The following is a 3157-nucleotide window of genomic DNA, read 5'->3' as shown; positions in this document are numbered from 1 at the left end:
GTGAATAGAGCGAAATACGGATTGCCTGAGTTGCGTCAGGCGCGGCGCAATGGTGCGGGGCTGCTGCTTGCGGTGTTCTTGTTCAGCGTTTTCGTCAACATTTTGATGCTGACGGGCCCCTTGTTCATGCTGCAGGTCTATGACCGCGTGCTGGCGTCGCGTTCCGAGGAAACGCTGGTGGCATTGTTCTTGCTGGTGGCGTTGCTGTACGGGTTGATGGGGGTTTTGGACTATGCGCGCGGGCGGGTTTTGGCCCGGTTCGGGGCGCGGTTCCAGACCAGTCTGGACGACCGGGTTTTCGCCGCCGAGATGAAGCGGTCGATTGCGCCCAAATTCCGCGCCTCGCCGGTATCGGGCCTGCGCGATCTGGAAACCATGCAGGCGGTGTTCACGTCGCCGGCGATGCTGGCGCTGTTCGATGTGCCTTGGACGCCGCTTTTTATGGCTGCGATCTTTATCTTCCATCCGATTCTGGGGTGGATGGCTATTGGCGGGGGCGCGGCTCTGATCGTGATCACCTTGCTGAACTCGTGGCTGACCCGACGCAAATCCAGCGAGGCGCAGATGGCGTCCCAAGGCGCGCAGGCCTTTGCAGAGCAGTCGCGGCTGGCCAGCGAAATCGTGCGTTCGCAAGGGATGAACAGCATGATGGCGGGCCGCTGGCACATCATGCGCGACCGCGCGTTGGATCAAACGATCCGCGCCAGCGACTGGACCGGCCTGTTTGCGGCCATGACCAAGACCTTCCGGCTGTTTTTGCAATCCGCGATGCTGGCTGTCGGTGCGTGGTTGGTGTTGAAAGGCGAATTGACGGCGGGTGCGATGATCGCCGGGTCGATCTTGTTGGGGCGCGCTTTGGCCCCGATTGAACAGTCGATCGGACAATGGCATCTGGTGCAGCGGTCGATGCGCGGCTGGAAATTGCTGGGCGAATTGCTGCAATCCACCCCCCCCGAGAGCGAGGCGATGAAGCTGCCGAAACCTGCCGCACATGTGGTGCTGAAAGGGCTTTCGGTCATGCTGCCCGATGCCAAGCAGCTGACCCTGTCCAACATCAATTTTCAGGTGGCACCGGGGCAGGTTCTGGGGATCATCGGCAAATCCGGGTCGGGCAAATCCACGCTGGCCAAGACCATGCTGGCACTGGTGCGGCCCAGCACGGGGGAAATCCGTCTGGGCGGGGCCACGCTGGACCAATATGACCCTGATGATCTGGGGTCGTTCATTGGCTATCTGCCGCAGCAAGTCACGCTGTTCAACGGCACGGTGGCCGAAAATATCGCGCGCATGTCGATGATGCCGGACGAGGCCAAAGTGATCGAGGCCGCGCAAAAGGCCAACGCCCACGAGATGATCCTGACCTTGCCGGATGGCTATAAAACCGTGGTTCAGGGACAAGACAGCCAGCTGTCGGGGGGGCAGCGCCAGCGCATCGCCTTGGCGCGGGCATTCTATAACGATCCGGTGTTGCTGGTGCTGGATGAACCCAATTCGGCGCTGGATGGCGAAGGATCAGAGGCGCTGAACCGTGCGGTGCGTGATTTCAAACGGGCCGACCGGGCCGTTGTGATCATGACCCACCGCCCCGCGGCGATTGCGGAATGCGACCGTTTGCTGGTGCTCGAACAAGGCCGCGTCAAGGCCGACGGCCCGCGCGACGAGGTCATGCAGGCCATGTTGCGCAATGCGGAAAGCGTCAAGCAAACCATCGCAGCGGGGGCAGCATCATGACCGCAGATCAACCAAAGAAAAAAGCATGGCGCGCCTGGATCCCGCTAAGCATCGGCTTCGGCGCGCTGGTCGTGCTGGTGGGTGTGTTGGGAGTCTGGAGCGTGACAGCGCGGATCGCGGGGGCGGTGATCGCCTCGGGGATGATCCAGGTCGAAAGCAACCGTCAGGTGGTGCAACATCCCCAAGGCGGTGTGGTGGGGGAAATCCTTGCCAAAGACGGTGATACGATTATGGCCGGTGATGTGGTGATGCGGCTGGATGATAGCTTGCTGCAATCGGAGCTTGCCATCGTTCAAGGCCAGCTGTTCGAGATCAAGGCACGTCAGGCCCGCCTTGTCGCAGAACGTGACGGGTTGGACAAAATCGAGCTGCCCGAGGATCTGGTCGAGGCGCAGGCAGACAGCCCCGAGATTGCCAAGATGATCAAGGGCCAGCGCAGCCTGTTCTTTGCGCGCGCCGAAACCCTGACCCGCGAAGCCGACCAGATATCGGAACAGATCGCGCAGGCCAACAACCAGATCGAGGGCACCGAGGCGCAACTGGCCGCGTTTCAAACCCAGCAAGAGCTGATCCTGAGTGAATTGGAAGACGCGCAATCGCTGTTGGAAAAGGGGCTGGCGCAGGCATCAAGGGTGTCATCGCTGCAGCGCGAACAGGCCCGGCTTCTGGGCGAGATCGGCAGCCTCAAGGCAACGCTTGCGCAAGTGCGCGGCCAGATTGCGGCCTTGGAAATCCAGGTTCTCAAGCTGACCACGACCCGGCGCGAAGAGGCGAACACGACCCTAAGCGATCTGCAATACCGCGAGATCGAGCTGGCAGAGCGTCGTTTGTCCTTGCGCGAAACCCTGTCGCGGATGGAAATCCGCAGCCCCGTTTCCGGCGTGGTCTACGATTCACAGATATTCGCATTGCAGGCGGTTTTGTCGCCTGCAGCCCCGATCATGTATGTGATTCCTCAGGATCAGCCGCTTGTGGTGGCCGCACGGATTGAGTCCATCAACATTGATCAGGTCCATGTCGGCCAAGAAGCGTCCCTGCGCTTTGTCGCCTTTGAACAGCGCACCACCCCGGAAATCTTCGGTCAGGTGTCGCGGATTTCTGCGGATGTTTTCAAGGACGAGGTCACCGGACAATCCTTCTACCGCGCGGAACTGCTGCCCAACGAGGAAGAGCTGGACAAGCTTGGCGGCCAAAAACTGCTGCCCGGCATGCCCGTCGAGGCCTTCATCCGCACCGCTGAACGCTCCCCGCTTAGCTATCTTGCCAAACCGCTGACCGACTATTTCAACAAGGCGTTCAGGTAAGGTGCGTTAGGCAAAAAACGCCACTTCGCGCACAGCCAGATCCACCGCAAAGGCGCGCCCCACCGCCACCAGCCCCAACCGGCGCAGCGCGCATGCATCAAACTGTGCGTCTGTGCGGTGGG

2 protein-coding genes are annotated in these 3157 nt (G+C 61.0%); both read left to right on the top strand.

Translation table 11 applies throughout. The features are described from left to right. Positions 1–1731 (top strand): type I secretion system permease/ATPase, encoded by a 1731-nt coding sequence (locus ABYT07_RS20005; RefSeq protein ID WP_372993766.1) that lies wholly within the window; start codon positions 1–3, stop codon positions 1729–1731. Further along, entirely contained in the window at positions 1728–3035 is a 1308-nt protein-coding gene (locus ABYT07_RS20000) for an HlyD family type I secretion periplasmic adaptor subunit (protein ID WP_372993765.1), read from the top strand. Before ABYT07_RS20005 ends, ABYT07_RS20000 begins: the two co-directional genes overlap by 4 nt. The last annotated feature ends 122 nt before the right edge of the window (positions 3036–3157 follow it).

Source organism: Sulfitobacter sp., from assembly GCF_041552635.1.
In the GTDB taxonomy this organism is placed as follows: Bacteria; Pseudomonadota; Alphaproteobacteria; order Rhodobacterales; family Rhodobacteraceae; genus Sulfitobacter.
The sequence above is the reverse complement of the archived record's forward strand: the minus strand, read 5'-3'. Positions and strand labels throughout refer to the sequence as shown.